This is a genomic window from Rhodovulum adriaticum, assembly GCF_004345735.1.
Classification (GTDB): domain Bacteria; phylum Pseudomonadota; class Alphaproteobacteria; order Rhodobacterales; family Rhodobacteraceae; genus Rhodovulum; species Rhodovulum adriaticum.
The window spans coordinates 1-19,536 of sequence record NZ_SLXL01000016.1; the positions used below are offsets into that span (position 1 = coordinate 1).

At 61.9% G+C, this 19,536-nt stretch carries 19 protein-coding genes; 2 read left to right on the forward strand and 17 right to left on the reverse strand.

Annotated features, from left to right (window positions below; translation table 11 throughout):
• Both EV656_RS14860 and EV656_RS14865 read right to left on the reverse strand, forming a co-directional pair.
• On the reverse strand, positions 1-743 hold a 743-nt coding region (locus tag EV656_RS14860), incomplete at its 3' end, for an SH3 domain-containing protein (protein WP_132605530.1).
• A gap of 232 nt (positions 744-975) precedes the next feature.
• Positions 976-1,905, reverse strand: coding sequence for a DUF2493 domain-containing protein (locus EV656_RS14865; protein ID WP_043754100.1), 930 nt, complete (start codon positions 1,903-1,905; stop codon positions 976-978).
• Between the two features lie 738 nt (positions 1,906-2,643).
• Here EV656_RS14865 and EV656_RS14870 point away from each other — a divergent pair.
• Together EV656_RS14870 and EV656_RS14875 are read left to right on the forward strand one after the other, a co-directional pair.
• Positions 2,644-4,593, forward strand: coding sequence for a TIR domain-containing protein (locus tag EV656_RS14870; protein ID WP_132605532.1), 1,950 nt, complete (start codon positions 2,644-2,646; stop codon positions 4,591-4,593).
• Positions 4,590-6,146: an argonaute/piwi family protein gene (locus EV656_RS14875; RefSeq protein WP_043754109.1), complete on the forward strand. Its 1,557-nt coding sequence runs from the start codon at positions 4,590-4,592 to the stop codon at positions 6,144-6,146. The genes EV656_RS14870 and EV656_RS14875 overlap by 4 nt, the downstream gene beginning before the upstream one ends.
• Before the next feature lie 205 nt (positions 6,147-6,351).
• Here EV656_RS14875 and EV656_RS14880 read toward each other — a convergent pair whose 3' ends face one another.
• From EV656_RS14880 to EV656_RS14945, 15 genes are all read right to left on the reverse strand, one after another.
• Positions 6,352-7,080 (reverse strand): DUF736 family protein, encoded by a 729-nt coding sequence (locus EV656_RS14880; protein ID WP_043754112.1) that lies wholly within the window; start codon positions 7,078-7,080, stop codon positions 6,352-6,354.
• 124 nt (positions 7,081-7,204) lie between these two features.
• Positions 7,205-7,507, reverse strand: coding sequence for a hypothetical protein (locus tag EV656_RS14885; protein ID WP_028288606.1), 303 nt, complete (start codon positions 7,505-7,507; stop codon positions 7,205-7,207).
• Positions 7,508-7,607: 100 nt separating this feature from the next.
• Positions 7,608-8,069 carry a DUF6915 family protein gene (locus EV656_RS14890; protein WP_028288607.1) on the reverse strand — a complete coding sequence of 154 codons (462 nt, stop codon included), beginning with the start codon at positions 8,067-8,069 and terminating at the stop codon, positions 7,608-7,610.
• Position 8,070: 1 nt separating this feature from the next.
• Complete coding sequence (locus EV656_RS14895; RefSeq protein WP_028288608.1) at positions 8,071-8,457, reverse strand: DUF6878 family protein; 387 nt, start codon at positions 8,455-8,457, stop codon at positions 8,071-8,073.
• Positions 8,458-8,578: 121 nt separating this feature from the next.
• On the reverse strand, positions 8,579-12,841 hold the full coding sequence (locus tag EV656_RS14900) for a strawberry notch family protein (RefSeq protein WP_028288609.1): 4,263 nt from the start codon (positions 12,839-12,841) through the stop codon (positions 8,579-8,581).
• 102 nt (positions 12,842-12,943) lie between these two features.
• Positions 12,944-13,096, reverse strand: a complete 153-nt coding sequence (locus tag EV656_RS14905; RefSeq protein ID WP_043754116.1) for an antitoxin PaaA2 family protein — start codon at positions 13,094-13,096, stop codon at positions 12,944-12,946.
• Positions 13,086-13,250 carry a hypothetical protein gene (locus EV656_RS16630; RefSeq protein ID WP_009819683.1) on the reverse strand — a complete coding sequence of 55 codons (165 nt, stop codon included), beginning with the start codon at positions 13,248-13,250 and terminating at the stop codon, positions 13,086-13,088. Before EV656_RS16630 ends, EV656_RS14905 begins: the two co-directional genes overlap by 11 nt.
• Before the next feature lie 94 nt (positions 13,251-13,344).
• Positions 13,345-13,863: a type II toxin-antitoxin system YhaV family toxin gene (locus EV656_RS14910; RefSeq protein WP_024099306.1), complete on the reverse strand. Its 519-nt coding sequence runs from the start codon at positions 13,861-13,863 to the stop codon at positions 13,345-13,347.
• Positions 13,860-14,186 carry a type II toxin-antitoxin system PrlF family antitoxin gene (locus EV656_RS14915; protein WP_005668772.1) on the reverse strand — a complete coding sequence of 109 codons (327 nt, stop codon included), beginning with the start codon at positions 14,184-14,186 and terminating at the stop codon, positions 13,860-13,862. The genes EV656_RS14910 and EV656_RS14915 overlap by 4 nt, the downstream gene beginning before the upstream one ends.
• 124 nt (positions 14,187-14,310) lie before the next feature.
• On the reverse strand, positions 14,311-14,964 hold the full coding sequence (locus EV656_RS14920; protein WP_028288610.1) for a DUF6927 domain-containing protein: 654 nt from the start codon (positions 14,962-14,964) through the stop codon (positions 14,311-14,313).
• A 101-nt stretch (positions 14,965-15,065) separates the two neighbouring features.
• Positions 15,066-15,659 carry a regulator gene (locus EV656_RS14925; RefSeq protein ID WP_132605534.1) on the reverse strand — a complete coding sequence of 198 codons (594 nt, stop codon included), beginning with the start codon at positions 15,657-15,659 and terminating at the stop codon, positions 15,066-15,068.
• 76 nt (positions 15,660-15,735) lie between these two features.
• Positions 15,736-17,718, reverse strand: a complete 1,983-nt coding sequence (locus EV656_RS14930) for a ParB/RepB/Spo0J family partition protein (RefSeq protein ID WP_043754129.1) — start codon at positions 17,716-17,718, stop codon at positions 15,736-15,738.
• Between the two features lie 154 nt (positions 17,719-17,872).
• On the reverse strand, positions 17,873-18,262 hold the full coding sequence (locus tag EV656_RS14935; protein WP_043754131.1) for a DUF3768 domain-containing protein: 390 nt from the start codon (positions 18,260-18,262) through the stop codon (positions 17,873-17,875).
• An 88-nt stretch (positions 18,263-18,350) separates the two neighbouring features.
• A complete protein-coding gene (locus tag EV656_RS14940; RefSeq protein ID WP_043754132.1) occupies positions 18,351-18,560 on the reverse strand; it encodes a DUF6330 family protein in 210 nt (69 codons plus the stop codon).
• A gap of 23 nt (positions 18,561-18,583) precedes the next feature.
• A complete protein-coding gene (locus EV656_RS14945; RefSeq protein WP_043754134.1) occupies positions 18,584-19,522 on the reverse strand; it encodes an ArdC family protein in 939 nt (312 codons plus the stop codon).
• Between the last annotated feature and the right edge of the window lie 14 nt (positions 19,523-19,536).

Below are 19,536 nucleotides of genomic sequence, written 5' to 3' on the forward strand. Positions count from 1 at the left end.
AGCAGAGGAGGCATTCTACGCACGCTTGAAAGCCAACGAAAAAGCAGCCTAATCATTGAACCAGAAACTCTCCGGTAAACCCGGGGCGGTTCAGACAGGAAACGGGTAGCCATCCAGCCCGTACCAAAGTTGGATCGAATTTGTGTCCACTGCCCTTCTTCTCGAAGCTTTTCAACGCGGCCCCCCTCGCTCAAGACACCCATCACGGCATTCGAAGTAGACGGTCCAGCACGTTGATTGACACGCGTCCCTGTCACATAGACGTAAGCGGCGTCGGCAGTTTGCGATGAGGGAACCGCTGACGGACTGTAGGGTGTGGATCGCGAGTTCGATGATTCAAACAATGATCCAACCAATGCGAAGAATCCGACAGCGATCACCAACGGCACCATGATTTGGCGTTGAGCCTTGCGCACGGCACGCCGAGGTGCATTGATCGCGCGGGTCACGGAGACCGGACGGGGTCTCGCCTGAACGCTTCTGGTACTATGCTTCGGTGCTGGTTGAGAAGTCCTGTCGTCGGCCGCTGCCCTTTTCTGTGCCGGATTCTCCCGTTCCAGTTTCAGGACTTTGTACAGGCTGGCATACTGAGCTTTGCTCAGGCGCGTCTTCGTTCCATACCGCTGAAACCGTTCAGCCATATTTGTAAGGAAGGACACTTCCCAATCGTTTGCCTGACCGGACCGCAAACGCGCATCAATACGCGATTGAATCTCTTTGGTGCGTTCCGGAGAAAAAGGCATCTAGGAAAAACCTGGGCGAGTGTTGATCTGTGGAACAAATGTCTTCTGCCACACGGCCACACTAAGCTGTAATTGCATAGAGATACCATCCAGCCATTCCCGAAACCAGATTGGCCGGACTACAAACACCAAGCCTGTCGATGCCCATTGTTGGAGTTAACTGCGACACCGCCGATGTTCGCACACATCTGGGAAAACGACGAAAGGGCCGCCCGAAGGCGACCCTCTAAACTCACGTCTCCGCGGTCTTCTTCGCCGGGTCCGCAACCCGCATGACCGTCAGGCCTTTCGCTTCCGCCTTCTGCCCGAGGTTCAGCGCCACCCCGTTGCCGCCGAAGAGAACAACCCCCGTCGCCGCGAACTTATCGTCCAGCATTTCGTCGTTGCACTTGAACGGTGCCGCCCGCCCATGCGCGGACCAGCGCGGATCGAAGCGCGCCTGTGCTATCCCGCGTGCTCGGGCCCACCGAGCCGCGATCATCTCCGCCCCGTGCTTGCCACCCTTGTGGCAGAGGAAGATCTCCTGATTGCGGTTCTGCCTGATCCGTTCGCGAACCTTGTCGAGCGTGTTGAAGATCACATCGACATCGGTCCAGTCGGTGGCGCCCGAGACAATCAGGGGAACCCCCTCGACTTTCGACTTCTCGGCAGTCTCGCGGTCGTGCTGCTCGAGGAGCTGCCGCGCCTCGAAGACCGCCCCGGTCTCTTGCGCCCGGACGCTTGCGCGCGACCCAACTGCCGGGATGAAGGCGTGACCCGTCTCGATCTCGTAGCATTCCGCCGCCGCCTCGCTCATCACCTCGATGGCGCTGACGATCTCGCGCAGTTGCAGGAAGCGGGCCTGCGCCTCTTCGAGCGCGGTCTCGGCGATCTCCGATCCATCGTGGGATTTTGCCAGTGCGCCGATCTTGTCGGCGGTGCGGTCGACCTCCTTGCCGAGCGCCACCTTGCGCCGCTGCAGGATCGTGGCGAGCCCATGGGCCAGCGGTTCGATTTCTGCCTCAAGGCCGGTCCCGCGCAGCGGACCGAGCAATGCCTCGAAGCTCTCGCGGATGATGCGGTCGGTCAGGATGTGATCTTCCGGGATCGGCAGCTGTGCGTCCTTCTCGGTCAGTCCGAAAAGCTCGATGGTTTCGTAGGTGTTCGCTTGATCGTATGCCATGTCTGTTCTCCAGATTTCGGTTGTTCGACCACCACTTGAGTGTGGTGGCATGGCCGAATGCCTGGTTTCCGAATCTGCCCGGGTCAGGGACGGCGCAGCCGCCGGCTTGCCGGGCGCAAAAGTTTTCCGTGCGCAACACACGACACATGCGCGCCCTCACCCACGGGACCGCCCCGCGTCACAGGCCCGGCCTTCGCCGAAAAGTTTTGCGATCCTTGACGCGGGCTGATTTGGGGGCCATCCGGAGGATATGCTTCCGCACTCATGTGTGTGTGTTTTGACGGTAGGTTTGCCCGACCCGAGCAGGCAAACGGCCCGACCGGACGCGGGAGACGGATGAAGCGGCGGGATCGTTTTGCCCCGCAAAACAGACCAGAGCGCAATCCGGCGGAGCGGCCGGGGAGGGACGTGCTCGCGAGGCGGGCAAACCGGGATGCCAGGCGCAACGCCGCGGTGAGGCCGCATGGCCGAATGCGCGACGGACCGAAGGGCCGTTCTCCCCTGCGACACGCGAAGCCAAGATGGGGAGGCTAGAAGCGTTAAACCAAGGTTGATGTACAGGAAACTCCCCTGCCAACTATACTAAGTTCCTATCAGAGCATGCGACATGGACAGAAAGCCGACCTTCGCGGCGACACATCGTACCTGTGCTCTAGATTCTCTGTAAAATACCAAATCGGCATGTCTGTGAGGTAAGTCTTGGGTGTAATCCGGACTGGACGGCGATATATAGATATTATGCCTGCCGATTTCTCTGCCTTATCGCCCTCCGAGTTCGAGGCGCTTTCAGCCGACCTTATCGGGCGCGCTCTTGGTATCCGCTTCGAGCAATTCGGCGAAGGAGCTGATGGTGGAATAGATGGACGCCACGCGCCGGAGGCGCAAAGCCTGACGATCCTACAAGCTAAGAGATACGAGAGATCTGCTATCTCAGCTTTGAAGCGTGAAATGTCGAAGGAGCGCGCGAAGATCGATCAGTTGGCGCCCGATCGCTACATCCTGTCAACGTCCGTAGCGATGACCCCACAAAGGAAGCAGGACCTCGTGGAGATTTGCGGCCCCGCCATTCGATCTCCGGGAAACATCTTCGGGCGCGAGGATCTTGAGGCATTGCTGCGCGCGCATCCTGACATCGAGGAAGCTCATCCCAAGTTATGGATCCCCGCGAGCGGGCGTACGCTGAAGCGAATGCTTCATGAGACGCTGGATGAGCGCGAGGGCCACCTGAAGCCTCCTTCGGTCCTTCGAGCGTTGCTTCCAAAGCCAGGGATCGGCGGAAAGGTGGAGTCAGAGGCGGAAACGCAACGGGATACCCTGTTCCTTGTCGGAGCGCGCCCCGACCACGATCACTTCATCCTTTGGCTCGGTCCAAAGCTCGAAGCGCACGGATATCGCGTTTTTTCCGAGATCCTGACTCTCGAGCCTGGAGACAGATGGCACAAGGAGATTGGAGTGGCGTTGGAGCACCGCGCTGCGAAGGTTCTGGCAGTGGCGGGCGCGGCCACCCGCGCCAACGACGACGCGATGGACCTGATCGACAGGGCGAAAACGCTTGCTGCAAGTTTTGGCGACACTCGCCTGATTATCCCGTTACGGATCGAGGAGGGGGCCAAGATTGATGGCCTCCGCGATGCGACGCCTGCCGATTTCGCGCGGGGTTGGGCAGAAGGGCTTTCGAAGCTTCTGGAGACGCTGCGTCGCCAAGGCGTAACGCGCCGACGCGAGCACATCGCGGTCGCAGCTCAATGGGACAGCTTCCGCAAGCGTGGTGCTGTTCCGCTAGTGCGCGAGCCAGAGTCCTTGGTCTCGAATTGGATTCAGATCTTGGAAATGCCCGATGAACTCCACTTCTACGAGGCGGCAGGAGCGGTCCAGACCGACGTCCTCAAGAGGCGGGTGCGAGGGCTGTCGTTTCCCGCCGTCGCGCATGAGCGAGGCGTGATCACCTTCGCTGCGCCCCCTGATGTTGGGGAAAGCCTCGAAGGCGTAGCGAAGTTGCGCCTACGGACTTCTGTGCCGGTTGTCGATGCGGTAGAAAAGGGTATGCCTGAGATAGGCGTCGCGGGACGTGATCTGTCGAACATGCTCACGGGCCTGTTGCGCGATGGATGGGAACGGCACTGCAGGAATATTGGCATGGTCGCCTATGCGTATTCCAACGGCGATGGTTTCCATGTGTCCCCTAACCAGGTCGCGATTGGTGAGCGGGTGCCCTGGGGGCGACAAGGTGAGCGCCGGTCGTCGATGCTGCGCAACATCGCCCGAAAGCATGTTTGGTCCTATGGGGTGACGGCGATTCCCCGAAACTGGCCTTTCTGGCACTTCCGTCTGAAAGCGCGCGTCCTTTTCGCGATGGATAACAATACGGAGCAGGGCGAACGCATAGATGATCCGAAGAATATGCATCGCCTTCGCAGATCGGGCTGCAAGGGTTGGCGCAACAAGCAATGGCACGGACGGCTTCTGGCATTCCTTCAGATCATGTCGGGTGACTCAGCCTACATTCGGGTTCCGCTGGCTCCAGGCCAGGACATGCTTCTTTCCTCTGAGCCCCTTCTCTTCACGTCGCCGGTCAGTACAGCTCTTCCTGACGTGGGCGACCCGGATGCCGAGGAGCAGGACGAAAGCACGCTCGGGCGGCCAGAGGCTGACGACGACGATGCTGAGCCCGAAGGAGACGGTAAATGAGGTTTCCCGAAGCAAGCTTGATCGTAGATCACTTCGATGAGCCAGAACTCGACTTCCGCCATGACCAGAGGAGCCACCACCCAAAGGACGGCCTGTTTCTCTATGGACCTCATGACGGCCCTCGGAAGCTTCGAGAAGTCCGAATTGGGGTTGTGGGAACGTCGGACGGGATCGGACACTTCCGATCTTGGAGCCGCCGGCTGCTTTCCGGGATACCGGTGCCGCCTCCGGGGCCGACGGAGAAGAAGGACCGTCTTCATCTCGCGGATTTCGCCGGGCTCGAAGAGACATTCGGCATTACTTTCGATCCAGATCGGCTCAGGTCCCTGACGGTCGAGTTTGACGCCATCGAGCGGGCGACCAGGGTGCAGAACATGCACGAGGCCGTCGATGCGGTCGCCCGTATCTACACTGAGCGCGTCCACAAGTTCAGGCGCAACGAGGAGGGTTCGATTGATGTATGGATGTTCGTCGTGCCCGAGATAGTCTACGAGCGCTGCCGTCCGGAATCGAGGCGGACCGGTTTGACCCTGGTCGCTGGAAAAACGCCCAAGAAGCAGCGCGCAAGGTCACCCCAGTCGTTCCTTTTCATGGACGAACGGTTCGATCCGCGCATTGAGGACGTGTTTGACGACATTCCCGACTTCCGTAGGCACATCAAGGCGACTTTGCTCTCGATCGCGCCCTCTCAGATCCTGCGCGAGTCGACCCTTGAGCCGACAGCGTTCCTCAACAGTGCGGGCTATCCGAAGCGAACCACCCAAGACCCTGCGACAGTGGCGTGGAACATCGCGACGGGGCTTTACTATAAGACACAGGACCGTCCACCCTGGCGGCTGTCGAACGTGCGCGAAGGAGTATGCTACATCGGGATGGTCTACAAGAACCTCCCAAACAACCGCGATAATCACGTCTGCTGCGCGGCGCAGATGTTTTTGAGTGAAGGCGATGGCGTGGTGTTCCGCGGCGCGAATGGCCCTTGGAAGACCGGCAAGTACGAATACCATCTAAACGCTGACGCCGCGAAAGAACTTCTAGAGACTGTGATAGAAGCGTACCGGGATCTGCACTCCGAGCCGCCCAAGGAACTCTTCATCCATGGGCAGGCGTCATTCAACGACGAGGAGTGGCAGGCCTTCTGTCAGGCGGCTCCGAAGGGGACGAACGTCGTCGGTGTACGGATCAGACCTACGGGTGGTGACGCAAAGCTCTTCCGTGCAGGCGACTACCCCGTGATCAGAGGAACGGCTCTAAGTTTAGACGAGAAGAACGCCTATCTTTGGACGAGCGGCTACGTCCCGCAGCTGGATACGTATATCGGGCCTGAAACACCCAACCCGCTTATGGTGACGATCCTGCGCTCAAAGCATCATAAGCCAGAGATGCGGACGGTACTTGCTGACATCATGGGACTGACAAAGATCAACTACAACTCGTGCAACTTCAACGATGGGTTGCCGGTAACAGTCCGCTTCGCAAAGATGGTCGGAGACATCCTTGTGATGGGTTCGGCGCGGGAGGGCGGACCGCAGCCATTCAAGTACTATATTTGACCGGGCTGTTTTCGGGTGTGTGTTCGGACGCGGGGCAGGCCGTTCTAAGGGCTGCCGCCATCTTATGTTTTGGGGCCGTTCGCAACCTGAACGCGCCTGGCAAATCACTAACTGACCTTACTTTCATGCAAATGGACATTGTAAGAGGGGAACCGTGATCCCACGGCTCCCCTTTCGGTGCGGATCGTCTAATCTCGCGCGTTGGTCACGCGACCAGCGACAGCCCTGCGCCTGCGTCCTGTGGCTGCTCACCGCTGTCGATGAACGGGATGATCGAGAAGGTCTGCCCGCCGCGCTGCTCTTCGTTCTGCACGGCGTTGACGCGCAGGTCACCGTAAGGCGTGTTGATCAGCAGCGTCAGGTAGTCATTGCCCGTGCGGCTGCTTTTGGCCATCCACGCCGAGCCGACGCGGATCGGTGTGCCCCGGGGCGAGCTGACCTCGATCCGGTAATCGGGGTGGGTCTCCTCGGTTTTGTAGCTGTTCTCGATCAGGATGAACTCCAGATCGAACATCATGTTGGCGATGTAGCCGGCGAAGGCGTTGTCGGCGTCCATGGCGGTGAGCTCGCCCGAGATCGAGCCGGATTTCATCAGGCCGTTAGAGACCAGCGCGATGATCTCGAATGCGCCGCTTTGGGTCGCGCGCGCTTCTTTCGTCTGTACCGCGTTGACCCGGAAAGGGCCGAGGCCGACATCGATCTGCATCGAGATGTAGGGGTTGCCGCTGGTATTGCCGGTTTCGTTCCAGGCCGTGCCGATGCGCACCTTGCGGCCCGACTTGTTGATCGCCGTCACGTCATAATCCGGGCTGCGCGCGGACATCTTGGCCCGTGCCTCAAGCTGGATGGCGATGTCAAATCGCGTCGAGTGGATCATGCCGGTGTATTCGGCGGCGGCGGTCTCGACATTGCGGGTGAGGGTTCCTGCGAACATGGGATGGTTCCTTTTGGATTGGCCGGTGCCTGACGTTCTTGCCAGCGCATCCGGGATTGCTTTCTCGACCCCTCCTGGGATCACAAACCAGAAAGCTTGCTTTCCTTTCAGCCCCGCCCACGGGTCAGAGCTGCCGTCCGAGTGGGCATGCCCCCGCGCGTTCGGGTGCTGCGCCCCTCCCCTGCCCGTCTGGTCTTGATTGGCTACCCGGATTTTCCGCGCTGTCCTTCGATTGCGCGATGAAGAACTCCGCCTCTTTTCCGTTCAACCGGTGCCCGCTCCGGTCGGTCAGGCCGATGCAGCTACCGTTCGGCACAAAGGTGATGAGGTACTGACCGAGCCGGTCCTTGTGGACAACGTAGCCGGTATTGGCCCAGTGCACGGTCTGACCGGCATCGACGGCCGCCTTGATGTCTTCGAATGTCATGTGATCCTCCTCAAAAAGATTGCTGGGGAAACGACGCAAGAAGCCTGATCTTCCGACCGGGCTTCTATGCAGCATTCGTTTGGCAAACGACCGAGAGCTGTCAGGCGCTTTGCGTGGCTTGCGTCGCGCGCGCCGCCATCCAATCTTTCAGGCCGAGAACCGTTCTTCCGGCGGCCACCTCGAATGCCCAAGCAACCCTTGGATCGCCGCAGGGCTCCCCGCTGAGGTGCTGCTCGATATGGCCATTGGCCATCCATGGCTCAGGCTGTATCCGTCGCAGCCAGTCCGCCATGCTCGGAATGCGGCCCTGGCAGTCTTCGCGGACATGCTGCTCGCCGATCCAGCGCACGGGGATGTCCCGACCCGCGCTATTGGTCAGGGTCAGACCGAAGACACGTTCGGCCTCGAACAGGCCTTGAGCATGATGACGCAAGGCGCGGTGCGTGAAGAGGGCGAGGTGTTCTTTCGAGGCGTCGAACCAGTCGTGGATGTCCTGATAGTCAGATGGCACCCCACCGAATTTCCGGGCAGAGCTTTCAGCATGATGAAGCGGATGGGCCATCTCAAAGCCCGTCGTCATAGCTGTGCGAGCATTCAACGTAGCGGTCGGCGTGATCGAGGGTGATGCTGTCTGCTGCAATGTCCCAGGTCAGCGTGCCGTAGCCGCCCTCGTTGTTCTCGAACCCCGGATGATGGTGATAGGCGAGTGACCAGGCGAAATCGCCCACGGCGGTGACAAGCGCTTCCGGCAGTTGGACCTCCGCAGGCTGCACATTCACGTCCTCGACATTGCCGGAGTCGCCATAGCCTTCGTATTCGGCGGTGACCTCGTTGATGCCAAGCGCGCGCAATTGCACGATCAGTTCCGCTCGGGTTGCTTTCAGGGTGGTTTCGTGCTCGGCGCGCCACTGAGCCGCCATTGCGGCATAGTCGATCTGGGGATTGGTCATGGGTCTGTCCTCTTATCAGAAGTTGGGGGGCCAGGCGTCGCATTGGTCAGCGCGCGCCCGGAAAGCGCAGACCGGCCAAATCCCGATCCGCGACGCCCGACCCAAAGCCCGCTTTGGCTTTTCAGGCGGCTTGGTCTGCCGCGTTGCTGGTTCCCTGCCCCACAATCCGGGCCAGAATGCTGACCGTGTCGATCCCGTCCCCATGCGGCAGGAACACCCGCAGCTGGAAGGCAATGATCTCGGTGAAACACCCCATGGCCTTGAGGCCTTCGATCATGCCCTTGTCCGCACCGCCCAGCTCAAGGCGCATCTCGCCTGCGACCCGGCGACGGGTCAGCGTCAGACCCCGGCCCAGATCGACCGGCGTGGTGGTGCCAAGAGCCGCAGTCAGCATCTCCTGTGGCGTTTGCGGGTTAGAAACGAGGAAGCTGGCGCGCAGCGCGGCCGCCCCTTCCTCGCTCAGCGTGCGCCCGATCATGGCGGTCGCCCCGTCCGGCGTGACGCGGTAGATGCGTTCATTCGTGGTCGGGATGTCCTTCCAGATCGGCAACAGCAGCCCGGTCAGCAGGTAGAGCTTGGTTGTGGTGGTTTTTGGCAGGGACGCTGCCTCGGCATCCCAAAGCTTTGCAAACTCGGGCCTGTCGATGTCTTCCCAGGCCGAAGACGTGAACCGAGCCTCTTCGAGATAGCTAGACCCGTTTGGCCGCACCGCCTTGCGCATCAGTGTGACAATATCCTCGTCATACATCTGCATGGGGCGCGCCGAGATGAGCGCCGCGCGACCGGAGGCGCGATTGACCATCGGTAACTTGTCGGGATTGCGCGACATGGCCTCTTCGGCGTCCAGCACATACACTGGGTCGGTGACCTCCAGCCCGATAATCCGCGTCACGGCGCCGGATTTCGGGCAGGTCCAGAGATCCTCGGTGGAGACCTGTTCTATCTTGTCGCCGCGTAGGGTTTCCACGCCGAGATCGAGCGTGCCCGCCGCGCGCGCCCGTTCCGTCTGATCGGCAATCCGGCGCATGAACTCGGCAAAGAGTGCGTTCTGCATGTGGATGGGAAGGGCAAGCACCCGGTTGAGAAACCGCTGGATCGGGGGAAGCTCCTCAAGGAGCACCCCGTCCTTGTCGATCAGCCGCAGGGCGGTCCAGTCGGTGAAGCTCTCGTAGCTCATCGCCTCAGCGCGCCCGGCGGCAAGATCGGCGAAATACCCACGCAGCGCCGCTCGCGCGATCGGGCTTTCGAGATTGTCCTCCTCGCGGAACATGCCTTGCGAGCCGGTCTCGCGCTGACCCTTGGTCAAGGCCCCCAGCTGGTCGAGGCGCTTGGCTATAGTCGAGGTGAAACGCTTTTCGCCATGCACATCCGAGGTGCAGACCCGGAAGAAGGGCGCGCTGACTTGGGCAGAGCGATGCGTGCGGCCGAGCCCCTGGATGGCCGCATCGGCGCGCCAGCCGGGCTCCAGCAGGTAGTGCCGCCGCCGTTTCTGGTTCTTCGCCGTTTGCGCCGCATGATACGACCGGCCCGTACCGCCCGCATCGGAGAAGATAAGGATATCCTTATCACCGTCCATGAAGGCTTGGGTTTCGGATGAATTGCTGCTGGCGGCGCGCTTTTCGATGAAGAGATGACCATCCTCGGCCTTGAGGGGTCGGATGGACCGCCCCGTGACTTCTGCCACGGCCTCGTCGCCAAAGGCCCAGAGGATCTGATCCAGCGCCGAGGGGATCGGCGCCAGCGTCATCAACTCCATCATGGCCGCGTCACGCAGAGCGAGCGCCTCGCGCGAGACGACCAGCGCGCCAGTTTCATCCCGAAGCGGCTCAGCCACCATGTTGCCGTCGATCTCCACGAGCTTTTGGGCATGGATCGGAAAAGCCTGTTCGAGGTAGGCGAGAACATAGTCGCGTGGCGTCAAGGCACCCTCGACGAGTTCATCCTCCGGGTCCATCGTCTCAAGCCGACGCTTCAACAGGCTCTCACCCGTCGAGACCACCTGGATGACGCAAGCCTTGCCTGCCGCCAGATCGTCCGCGATGGCGTGGATGATGGTCGGGGCCTTCATGCCCATCAGCAGATGATTGAAGAAACGCTGCTTTGTGCTCTCGAAGCGGGACTTGGCCGAGGCGCGTGCTGCCGAGGCATTGGTCTCTCCCGAGGCATCGTTGACGCCGGTGGCTGTCAAAGCGGCTTCGAGATTGTGGTGGATTGTGCGAAAGGCTCCCGCATAGGCGTCGTAGATCTCGATCTGGGCCGGGGTGAGCGCGTGTTCGAGCACGTCATACTCCACGCCATCGAAGCTGAGGGCGCGGGCCGTGTAGAGGCCGAGCGTCTTGAGATCGCGCGCGACCACCTCCATGGCGGCGACACCGCCAGCTTCCATCGCAGAAACGAAGCTCTCGCGGCTTGGGAAGGGGTATTCCGGCCCCTGCCCCCAGAGACCAAGACGCGCGGCATAGGCCAGGTTGTGCACGCTCGTGGCACCCGTGGCCGAAATGTAGAAGACGCGAGCGCGGGGTGCTGCCAGTTGCAGCCGCAGGCCTGCAAGGCCCTGCTGGGAGGGTTTGACCCCCCTGCCCTGCTCGGACCCGGCCGCGTTCTGCATGGCATGGGCCTCATCAAAGGCCAGTACGCCGTCGAAGTCTTCGCCCATCCAGTCGAGGGTCTGGCTCAGTCGCGTGGTGCCACATTTGCCCGCGGACCGCAGCGTGGCGTAGGTGACGAAGAGGATACCGTCGCCCATCGGGACGGGCTGATCCGGTTTCCATTTTGAGAGCGGCTGGATGTCGGCTGGCGAGCCGCCGAGATCGGTCCAGTCGCGGATGGCGTCCTCGATGAGCGTGGCGGATTTGGAAACCCAGATCGCCTTTCTGCGCCCGGCCAGCCAGTTCACGAGAATGAGCCCCGCGCATTCGCGCCCCTTGCCGCAACCGGTGCCGTCGCCGAGGAAATAGCCAAGGCGATAGGCACGTGCGTCTGGATCATCATCGGCGCGCGTCAGCTTGGTCTGGTCGTCATCGATCGCGAACCGACCCGGCAGGTCGCGCCCATGGGCGTCATGCGCCATGATGATGGTTTCCAGCTGCGCCTCGGAGAGATGTCCCTCCTCGATCAACCGTGCGGGCAGGCGCAAGTCATCACTGCCCGTGTTTGAGGGCATGGGCGGGGCAACCGAGGCCATGGCGATGCTCTCGACGAGCGGCGTGGGATGTTCTTGCGCACCCGCGATCTCGATCCGCTGCGGACGGTAGCGCGCATAGATGTCCGAGATGGGCGTGTTGTCGCGCGGGATATCGAGGCTCTTGAAAGTGAGCGGGACAACGGCATTGGCCCGAGATTTGGAGGCGGCGACAGGCGCAGCAGCGGTCTTGCGCGGGGCAGATGATGGAACGATCGGTCGCGCATGAGGGATCGCTTCAGCCCGTTGGACGGGGCGCATCTCGGGCCGGGTCGCGGCAACTGCGTCGACAAAAGGAAGGGCTTCATCCAAGTCCCGGACACTGGCGCGGATCATTTCGCCGTCCTCCTGCACCTTGTCGAAGACCATCAGCTGGGTTTCGACAGAGGTGCCGAGCTTGCGATAGACCTGTCCCGGCATCGTCAGCGCCAATCGCGGCGTCAGGAGACCGCAGGCGCGGGACCAATGCGCGGCATCGCGTTCGGGCGTGAATCCCGGCGGCATGATCGCCACCAGCCGCCCGCCGGGTGCCAGGCGCTTTGCAGCCGCGATGAGATGCTTGGCGGCGATGTGCTTGTCTCGGGAGCGATCGACCGAGGAGGCGAAGGGCGGGTTCATCACCACGACCTCGGGTAGAACCGGCGTCTGCAGCAGATCATCGATATGCTCGCCGTCATGGCCTGTGACCTCGCCGCCGAAAACCGCGCGCAGGAGGCGCTGGCGAAAGGGGTCGATCTCGTTGAGCAGAAGCGTGGCACCGGCCCGGGCGGCGAAAGCAGCCAGGGCACCGGTGCCAGCCGAGGGCTCCAGAACGGTCTCGCCCTTGCGGATCGCCGCGGCCCGCAAAACCAGCGCCGCGAATGGCAGCGGCGTGGAAAACTGCTGTAGCCGGATCTGCTGCTCTGACCGGCGGGTTTCCGTCAGGAGCCGTGAGGCAAGTAGCCTTGCAGCGGCGGTGTCACCTGCCGCGCCGTTCCCACGCAGCAGCACCTGGACAGCCGCTGCCTGCATCATGTCATAGGCCATGCGCCAGTCCCAGGCGCCACCGGCATCGCTGCCATGAAACGTCTCGCGCATGATACGCGCGAGCGCTGAACTGCGCAGGGGCTGGTCATCGACCTCCGTGCCGATTTGCGCGAGGGCAGAGGCGAGATCGGCTTCGGAGATTGCGAGAGCCGGGTTGGCCGTTCTGGGTTTGGACATGGGGATTTTCCTTTGGATCAGGGTCTGAGTTCCAAAGGACAAAAAGCCCGCTTTCGCTTTTCAGGGTGACGTAGTCAGACCGCGCCGACCTCAAAGGCTTGGTCAGGACTTGGGTTCGACCTGCCGCTTCGCATCAATCAATGCCTGTGCGGCCTGCATCACCTGAACCTGAGATGTTCCCGAGCGTGCATCCTCCAGCGCGGCCTGCACCTGCGCGCAAAACCACGTGTCATAAGAATTCGCTTCAGCGGCCACGGAAATGCTCCTCGAGCCCGATATCCAGCAGCTTGCCGAGGTCATCGGGCATGTCTGCAACGCGCACAGCAATTGGGAAACGGTGCCCCGTCAGGTCAGGCGCGCATTGCTCCTCTAGACCGAGGTGCTGCCTATCCTTTTCCGTCTCATTCATTGTGCTTTCTCCGACCGCATTATCAGCCGATGCTACATCTTCGAGCGTGGCGTCGTAAATGATAATGCCAAAGGGTCATAGCAAGCTGGCCCACTTACCGATCGGGCACCGCTTCAAGGGATTTCTCGAACCGCTTGCCTGCCGCTGCAGCTTCTTTCAAGAGCGCGTCGAAATTGTCAGGTGGGTTGCCATCTTCCAGCATCCCTTTGAACGTCGCATAGGCATCCGTCTTGCTGCCATAGGCGCGCAGGGTCTTGTCGTCGTTCACCCATGCCACCACGATGACCTTCGCATCGCTGTTGAACCGGTAGAACAGCCGATACTGCTGGAAGAATTTCGCCCGGAACCAGTGCTTGCGGTGATCGCCGAGTGTGCCGCCTTGCCGGAAGGCGGCGGCACCCGGATCTGCAGGTATGGCCTCGGTGACCAGCTTGAAGATGGCGGCCAGCCGTTTCGTCGGGTTTTTCTTGTGCCAGGTCTTGGGATCGCGAGCCTTACGCGCCTCTACCTCCTCGACCAGCCCTTCGAGCTGGTCCAGAAAGAGTGGGTGCGCATAAATCGACCATCCATTCACGACAAGGGGCGCTTGGGCGGGCACGCTATCGCCGCTCATTCATCCTCGAGCGATAGCGGCGCATCGAGATCGACATCAACGTCTCCGACCAGTGCTGCAAGACGGTCATGCAAAGCCCCATCGAAAGCCCGAATGCGGTCCGGATGCGCCTTGATATCGGCCTCGACAAAATCGAGAAAGGCTCCGAGCACGGGATCTTCCTCGTCGCTGCGCACGGGCTCGATATAGACCCTGCCACTCGGCTCGGTGCAGTAACGAATCTGGTCGCCCTTGCCCAGCTTGAGCTGTTTGCGCACACCCGCCGGCACGGTCGTCTGATACCGATCCGTGAGTTTCGAGACATCTTGTGCGAGGGCTGTCATGGCAGTCTCCTGAAGAAAAGGGGCTTTGCTGCCCGCGATAGGTAATGCATTTGCATTGCCTTGTCAAGACAAGCCGCAGCATCTGCTGTCGCCGGGCAGGTCGATGAACCGTCCGGCGCAGGACCTAATTTCGCCCCGCCAGGAACTCCGCCAGCACCGGGCTAGCCGCACCTTTCGTGGAGCTGAGCAGCTCCGAGCCCGCAAGCGAGGCCTTCGACAGGCGTACGAGCCCACCAGTTTCCTCGATGCGGTAGCAGCGGCGCTTTTGCCGCCCACGCCTGTAGTGGGTCGCGGTGACAATCTGGCAGGTACTGCCATCGGTGAGCGTCACAGGGGTGGCGAGCTTGATCTTGTCGCCTTCCTCGTAGTCCGGGATCGCAGCCCAGTCCTGGCAGCGCTGGCGCCAGGCATGAGCATAGCTGTCTGGGTCTTTCAGCTCGGACAGCAGGGCCAATAGGCTCAGTGGCGCGCGGGATTCGACCGGTCCCGCGCTTTCCTCCATGTCCTTGTAGCCCCAGCAGCCGTCATCATATCGGGTAAGGAATACGGCGGCGAAAGTGATCGAGCCGTCAGGATCGGTGACATAGGTCGCGTCCTCGACAGGGGTGCCGTCGCGATTGGTAACCCTAGCCGCTGCATACCAGGTGGAGCCAACCTTGCAGGCCTTGACCAGTTCAGTTTTGCGCGTGTCGCCCTCAAAGGTGCAGAGCCGGGCAATTTCCGCTTTCTCATCCGCGTAGGATTTGACGCGGCCGTCGGTGTAGAACAGCCATCCCATCTCAGAGTCCTTTCTCTCATTGGGGAATTGTTGTCGCCAATGTCCCGAGAGGGCCGCCGGCCCGGCAGGGTATTGGCGATGCATGTTTGAGAAAGGGCGCGTTACGCCGCCCTCCGGTCATCGATTTCCATCAGCGCATCGAGCGGCACGCGGTAGGGCTGCATGGCGTCAAAATCCTCGCAATTGCCACAGTTCTGCACGATCGCAAAGGTGTCGCAGGCATCCTTGAGGATGACCCTGAAGGTGCCACCGAGGCCCGAGGGCACTTCGTAGGTCCCGCCGATGAGATAGTCCGAGGCCCGGCGCACGAAGACGCGGATGCTGTGGCCATCGGTGGTGAGCCGGATGGCCCCTCGCCCCCGGTCGATGAGCACCTGCACGTCATCCAGGATGTCGGTGTAAAACTGGCCGGTCAGATCGCGAAACGCCATGCGGCGCTGCGCCATCCAGTCGGTGTCCCGAAACGGGTTCATGCCGTCGGCGAAGGCGAAGGAGGGATCGGCCTGCTCGGTGGTAACGATACGGGTGGTCGTGCCATCGATGCCGTTTGAGCGCAGATGCACACCATTGCCGACGATGAGGATCAGGGCCGGCCTGTCCACGGGCCCGTTCCAGTTGGGCAGGAAGGTCTTGCAGGCACGCGCATGTGCGATTTGCGCCGCAACAGCGGAGGCAGAGAACTTGAGAATAGCCATGGGGATGTCTTTCTGTTCGGTTTGGAAGGGTCGACCCGCGCGGGCGGCATGGTCCACGCGCGGGTCGCGTGAGGACTCAGGCCGCTTGCGCGATGTCGCCGTCAGGCTCCGGGGTTTCCGCCGCGGGCTCCGCCTCATCACAGGCGACACCGGCTGTCTGCATCATGGGCGGGCACCAGGCGGCCACGGCAGCGCGCTGCGCGTCCGTGAGCGTGGCGAAGGGCTCGGCGAAGAGCTTGTCACAAAAGGCGACGATCTCCTTCTTGCTCGACGAGGCCAGCGTCACCGCCTCCTGGGCGAGACCCAGATCCTCGCCGAGGATCTTCAGGAGCCAAGCCTTCTTGAAGCGGTTGAAGAGCGCCGCATTCGGCGTCCAGTGGGAGCGGATGTCGGGCATGATCTCGATCTCGAACGCATGCATCAGGCTGTCGCGCTGGCGGTCCCGCGCGAAGCAGGACTGCGTGGTGCTGGCCGTGGCATAGGCCACGAGCTTGGCCTTTTCGCCTGCCTCCAGCGCGCGAAACGCCGCGAACTGATCGGCGGGCGCGCGGGTGTCATCGAGCCAGGAGAGGTCCAGCGCCTCATGCGCCGCCGCCACCTGCTCGAGCGAGGTTGCGTCGATCTCGTCCATCTTGGCATGGCTGCGGTATTCCTTGCGGGCATCGATCTTGATCGCCTGCGTGACACTCATGCCGCTGGCCAGAACGTCGCTCACCAGCTTGAAGAGCGTCAGATCGAGCGTAGCTTCCGGATGCAGCGCCATCGCGGCCCCAAGCGCCATGGCTCGCTCGGTCTTGAGGTCCTCAGCCAGTGAGGCCGGATAGGTGATTTCGCCGGCGTCTGGGGCCTCCTCCCCGGTCGGGCTAGCCGAGGAGCCGCGCGCGCCCTCCTTTTTGACGGTGTCTTCCGGGCGGACGAGGCCAACATGGAGGGTCACCTGCCCGCCCGACCAGGACGCGATTACCCCAGACCGCGCGAGGTCCTCGGCGCTGTAGGCCTCCTGCAGGTCGCGGGCTTCCTCTTCCAAGGCGTCCACGCGCTCGTAAAGCGCGTTGTAGGCACCGTCCTCGAGCCCCTCATCCTCCATCTCGAGCTGCAGTTTCTCAAGCTCGGCGGTGATCTCATCGATGCGCTTTTGCGCAGCCTCATCAGGCTCGATCGGGCCGGGATAAACGCGGCCGTAGTCGGCCATGGTCGCGTAATCATAGCGGACCATGGCATCGGCCCAGGCAAAGCCCAGCTTTATGCGGGCCTCTTCGGCGGCGGCACCGAGCTTCTCGAGCAGGATGGTCTCGACCAGCGCGGCGTCTTCGAGCACGGAATGCTCTTCCAGAAGGTCAGCGGCGACAGCGCCGCCCCGCGCCTCGTAGTCCGCGCGCACGAAGGCCCCGATATCGTCACTGACCTGCACGCCGCGGGATTTGAGCGCCTGGCGGACCGTATAGGCCTGCAGGTAGCTATCTTCCTTGGTGAGCGCCTCGAAGACTTCGCGCTGCACCTCCTGGCTCGGATGCTCCGCAAAGGCCTTCATCGTGTCGAGCGTGATCGTCTTGGCCCGGGCCGCGGCGCGGATGTCGGGGTGGATTAGGCCATAGCGCAACCGGCCTTTCACGGCCGCCACCGTGGTGCCGAAGGTCTTTGCGATCGTCTCGGGCGTCTGGTCGTCGACCTCCATCATCCGCGCGAAAGCCTCGAACTCGTCGATGGCATTCATCGGCGCCTGGGTGATGTTCTCAGCGAGCGACAGGGCCGTGGTGACATCGCAATCCTCTGGCACAAGACGGCAGTCGATCTTGGCCTTCGCCGTGAAGCCTTTCGCGGCCCTGTCCGCGACCAGCTCCTTCAGCGCGGCATGCCGACGGCCACCGGCGAGGACAGCATATTTGCCGTCGAGCTTCTGGACCATGAGCGGCTGCAGGAGACCCAGAACGGCGATGCTTGCCTTCAGATGGGCGATGTTCTCAGGATCATAGGTTTCCGGCGAGTTGCTGCGCACATTGGCGGGATGTGAGACCAGATCGCCGATGGCGACGGAGACGGGTTTGAAGCTTGTGGTCATGGCGTTTCCTTTTCGGTGGGTTTGGAGCGGCCCGCGCATTCAGATGCGCGGCCAATCCCCGTCTTCAGGGATCACCACAACAAAAGGCCCACTCTCCCTTTGAGGGGTCAGCGGGCCTTCATCGCCTGGGCTGTCAGGAGGGGTGTCCCCTCCCCTACCAGTCGCGCGCCAGCATGATGGTCAGCACGCGCATGGTGGTGGCGGGATTGTCCGGGGCCTCGGCGCCATAGCGGAAGTCGGAATCCGCTTCGTACAAATCCAGTTTCCAGAACACGGTCTCGCCGCGGACCTCGACCGCCCCGAAATCATGCCATCCTTCGGGATCGTTCTCGGGCTCGAAGGTCTCGAACATGCCCGTGGCCTTCACCGCCTCGGCCATGAAGCCGTCACCGGCATTCATAATTGAGCGGGTGACATGCATGCGGCCCTGAATAGACTGGGCGGTTGGCACACCGAGGCACGCGAGCTTGCGAAACGCGTCGTTCTGCGCTGCGATCACACTCGGATCAGGGCGGTCTGTCTGGGGTTGTCCTGTCATGGACATGGGGTGCTCCTTTGAGAAGTTGAAACACCCTTCCAAAAGCCAGCTTTTTCTTTTTCCCCCTGGCGGCAGGACAGAAGCAGAAGGGGCCCTACCCGAACAATCGCTTGGGTCTGTAATTCGGGTTGGGGATGGTTTCGATCCAGCCGCCTTGGTGCTTGATGGTCTCAAGTGCCGCCGAGAGCGGATAAGCGCCCTCGGACGGGCTCCACCAATAGGCGCCGTGCTTGAAGGTGATGATCTTGCGGCGGCCGTCGTTGAAGCAGGCCACCCGCAGCGTCTTGGGTTCCTTACGTGACATGGGCGTCTCCGTTCTCCCTGTGGTCAGGCGGCCTTGGCTCGGCCCCCTGCCCTGCCCGCCTCCGATCTGGCGATCAGGTAATCACAGGCGCGCTGCGCATCCGCGGCGTGCTTGAAGATCGCACCCTTGTCCGACCGAAGAACGCGCAACCAGTTATGGAGGTAGGCAGCATTCATCTCGAGCGTATGCGCCGTAAAGCCGAGCGTCTGACCCAGGAACACCGAGGTCAATTCCGCGACGATCTCCTCGCGCGCGTAAGAGGTGTTGCCAAACTTCGAGAACCCGAAATCACGGTTCAGTCGATGCCGGGCCTTCGTGGCATGGGCCAGCTCATGCGCCCAGACCCCGTAGAAATTGCGCGGGTCCTGGAACCGCGTGATGGATGGCATGTAGACCTTGTCCACGGGGGGCAAATAGTACGCCTCCGTGCCCGTGAAGACGGTCGTGATGTCGATGGCATCGAAAAACGCCTGCATGTGCGGGATGGGCTCGGACGGCGGATGCTCGGGCGCGGGCTCCGGGTCTGGGAAGAAGCTGTCGGGCAGGCCATCGATCTGGCAGGCATTGAACACGCGGTAGGATTTCTGGAAGCGGAAGATGCGGGCTTCCTCGGAGCGATCATCGCCATCGCTGCGGTCGTCCTCGCCGCCCGCGTCTTTCCGGCTTTGGCCGTAATAGACGACGACAGAGGATTTCTCGCCCTTGCGGACCTTTGCGTCCAACGCATTGGCCTGAGGCAGAGTCATCCAGAAGGGAGAGCTGTGGCCCGCCATCACGGTCCGCATCGTCAGCAGGAAGTTGTTCACCCCCTGGTAGGGTTCGCCGCCCACGCGCAGGGGGCGTGAGCTGCCGCCTGCGGTCCAGGGCTTGCGCCACGGCAGGACGCCGCGCTCGATGATGCGGATGATTTCGTTTGTGATGACCTCGGAGGCATCGAATTTGGGCGTGGGGGATCGGGCCATGGCTGGCCTCCTTT